General features: G+C 71.8%; 4 protein-coding genes. 2 read left to right on the top strand and 2 right to left on the bottom strand.

The window, feature by feature from the left end:
- A partial coding sequence (locus AOK23_RS31595; RefSeq protein ID WP_206336339.1) for a glycoside hydrolase family 3 C-terminal domain-containing protein occupies positions 1 to 1,026 on the top strand: 1,026 nt, incomplete at its 5' end.
- A gap of 8 nt (positions 1,027 to 1,034) precedes the next feature.
- Here AOK23_RS31595 and AOK23_RS31590 read toward each other — a convergent pair.
- Both AOK23_RS31590 and AOK23_RS31585 read right to left on the bottom strand, forming a co-directional pair.
- Positions 1,035 to 1,286 carry a DUF397 domain-containing protein gene (locus tag AOK23_RS31590; protein WP_055715988.1) on the bottom strand — a complete coding sequence of 84 codons (252 nt, stop codon included), beginning with the start codon at positions 1,284 to 1,286 and terminating at the stop codon, positions 1,035 to 1,037.
- The gene (locus AOK23_RS31585; protein WP_055715987.1) at positions 1,283 to 2,134 is read right to left on the bottom strand and encodes a helix-turn-helix domain-containing protein; all 852 of its coding nucleotides are present in this window, start codon (positions 2,132 to 2,134) and stop codon (positions 1,283 to 1,285) included. The genes AOK23_RS31590 and AOK23_RS31585 overlap by 4 nt, the downstream gene beginning before the upstream one ends.
- A gap of 158 nt (positions 2,135 to 2,292) precedes the next feature.
- On the opposite strand from AOK23_RS31585, the gene AOK23_RS31580 reads away from it, so the two are divergent.
- The gene (locus tag AOK23_RS31580) at positions 2,293 to 2,793 is read left to right on the top strand and encodes an ATP-binding protein (RefSeq protein WP_055715986.1); all 501 of its coding nucleotides are present in this window, start codon (positions 2,293 to 2,295) and stop codon (positions 2,791 to 2,793) included.
- Positions 2,794 to 2,879: the final 86 nt, after the last annotated feature.

Here is a 2,879-nt window from a genome sequence, read left to right as displayed (position 1 = left end):
CTGCCCGCCCACCCCGAGACCGCCCTCGGCATCGAGATCCCGACCGTCCTGGAGTCCCTGCGCACGGAACTCCCCGACGCGAAGATCACGTACGCCGCCGGCAGCGCGGTCGACGGCGACGACACGGAAGGGTTCCCGGAGGCGGTCGCCCGCGCGTCCGAGGCCGACATCTGCGTGGCGGTCCTCGGCGACCGCGCCGGCCTCTTCGGCCGGGGCACCTCCGGTGAGGGCTGCGACGCGGAGGACCTCCGGCTGCCCGGCGTCCAGGCGAAGCTGCTGGACGCGCTGGTCGCCACGGGCACACCGGTCGTGCTGGTCCTCCTCACCGGCCGCCCCTACGCGCTGGGTCGCTGGCACGGCGGGCTCGCGGCCTCCGTCCAGGCCTTTTTCCCCGGGGAGGAGGGCGGCCCGTCGGTGGCGGGAGTGCTGTCGGGCCGCATCTCCCCCTCCGGCCGCCTCCCGGTCAGCGTCCCGAAGAGCCCCGGCGGCCAGCCGTGGACGTACCTCCAGCCGCCGATGGGCCTGTTCGGCGGCGCCAGCAACATCGACCCGACCCCGCTGTACCCGTTCGGGCACGGCCTCTCGTACACGACGTTCGAGTGGACCGACTTCGAGGGCGGGGGTGACGGCGACGGGGTGCCGGAGATCGGCACGGACGGCGAGTACGACGTCGCGGTGACCGTCCGCAACACCGGGGACCGCGCGGGCGCGGAGGTCGTGCAGCTCTACCTCCACGACCCGGTGGCCACGGTGACCCGCCCCGACATCCGCCTGATCGCCTACCAGCGCCTGGACCTGGCCCCCGGCGAGGCCCGCCGGGTGCGGTTCCGCTTCCACGCCGACGTGTCGTGCTTCGCCGACCGCACGGGGCGCCGCGTGGTGGAACCGGGCGCGCTGGAACTGCGTATGGCCGCGTCCAGCACGGATGTACGCCATGGGGTGCGCGTCGCGTTGACGGGCCCCGTACGCGAGGTGGGCCCGGACCGCCGCCTGCACTGCGAGACGGAGGTCCGAGCGGTGGACTGACGCGCTGCTCAGCCGGCCTGGGCCGCCGCGAACGGAACGAAGGCGGCCCAGGCGGAGGGGTGGAGGCCGAGGGGGGTGAGGGTGGTGTCCTTGGAGTCCCGGACGTGGATGGTGGCGGGGGTGGAGGCGACTTCAACGCAGTCGTCGGCCTGGGGGCTGCTGTACGTGGACTTGCGCCACTCCAGGGCGACTTCGACGCAGCTGTCTCCTTGATCCGTGCTGTAGCTGGACTTGAACCAAGCGAGTTGGGCGGTACTCATAAGGCTCCTCGCAGTCGCTCCAGCAAGCTCACGGAGTCTTCCGGGGTCAGAGCCTGCGATCGCAGTTTCGCATAACGCTGGTGGAGGACAGCGACGTCTTTCGGCTCAGCAATCAGGTGGCCGTTCATATGCCCCTCGGCGTAGGCGAACCGCCGTCCGTCGGGGGTCTCAACAAGCTGGAGCGGCCCTGACAGGCTGGCGTGGAGCGTGCGCTTCAACGGCATGATCTGCAGGCTCGCATTGCGCAGGGCCGCGCACTGCAGCATGTAGTCCAGCAGACAGCGGGTCACGTCTGGCCCGCCCAATTGCCGCAGCACCACGCTCTCCTCGATGATGAAGCTGAACGAGGCATTCGGCCGCTCCCGCAACAGCCGCTGTCGTTCCGCCCGAGCCGTCCACTGCGCCTCGATCTCGTCGTCGGTCAGGAGCGGCAGCCGATCCTCGAACAGGGTCCTCGCGTACGCCTTCGTCTGCAACAAGCCCGGAATCATGCGGCACTCGTACGTGTACAGGGCGATCGCAGTCGCCTCCAACCCCGCCCACTTCCGGAACCACGCCGCCAACCCCGGCTGTCGCCCCAGGTGCTGTGCCGCCGCGAGCAGCGCCCGTGTCCCTCCCAGCGCCCGGTCCACCCCCTCCACGAACGCCGTGTCCGGTAGGCGGCGGCCCTGTTCCACCGACGCCACCATGTGCTTGGAGTAGCCGATGGACTCGGCCAACTGCTCCCGGCCCAGACCCGCGTGCTCGCGCAGGGCCTGGACCATCGCCCCGAACGTCCGCAGACTGTCGGAGACCTCCGGCTCGCCGCTCCCGCCCAGTACCGCCATGTCGCTGTTGTCGGCCCCCATCGGCCACCTCCCGCGCGCCCGCCCACCAGACCACACCGCTCAACGCACATCGTCACGTCACGTCACCATTACTGTCCAGCGAGTCACGGCGTACGCTGCGTGAGCGTACGCGGCGTTCCGGTGGCCAAACGACCCCCGCCGCGGCCAGATTGTTGGGCATGACCGCACCGCCCGCTGCTCAACGCACCGTCACGGCGCCCTCGTTCACGCGCCGCTTCAGCTCGACCCCGCTCGGCGCCCGTCTCGCGAGACGTACGGCGCTGGTCCAGTTGAAGGCCTGGGGTATCGCCTACGGCTCCGACGTCTCCGAGCGCGCGGCCGTCGTCGTCGCGGAACTCGCGGCGAACGCCGTGACGCACGGTCGCGTGCCGGGACGGGACTTCGAGTTGCGCCTGTCCCTGCCCACCGGCTCGCTCCGTATCGAGGTCACCGACACGCGGGGTGACGGCCGGCCGCCGGGCCCCGGTGCCGTGCAGGCCGCGGGTCCGCTGGACGAGTCGGGGCGGGGGATGGCGCTCGTCGAGGCGCTGGCCGACCGCTGGGAGGTACGGGAGCGGACGCCACCCGGCAAGACCGTGCTGGTGGAGATCGACGTACCGGGGTGGCTGGCGCTGATGCGGCGGCTGGCGGTGGCGAGGCCGCCGAAGAGACGCCGCTAGCGCGCCGCCGCACGCCGGTCAGTGCCGGACGTTCCGGTCGGGCCGGTTCAGGACGCGGGTGGGGGCCTCGGCCCGAGTGGATGGCG

This window comes from Streptomyces torulosus (assembly GCF_001419765.1).
Classification (GTDB): domain Bacteria; phylum Actinomycetota; class Actinomycetes; order Streptomycetales; family Streptomycetaceae; genus Streptomyces; species Streptomyces torulosus.
Note: the sequence above shows the minus strand (reverse complement) of the source record. Positions and strands in the feature narration are given on the sequence as shown.

Excerpts from the sequence above, each read along its gene's own strand:
- AOK23_RS31590 (WP_055715988.1), bottom strand. The coding sequence starts at position 1,286 with ATGAGTACCGCCCAACTCGCTTGGTTCAAGTCCAGCTACAGCACGGAT.
- AOK23_RS31585 (WP_055715987.1), bottom strand. The coding sequence starts at position 2,134 with ATGGGGGCCGACAACAGCGACATGGCGGTACTGGGCGGGAGCGGCGAG.
- AOK23_RS31580 (WP_055715986.1), top strand. The coding sequence starts at position 2,293 with ATGACCGCACCGCCCGCTGCTCAACGCACCGTCACGGCGCCCTCGTTC.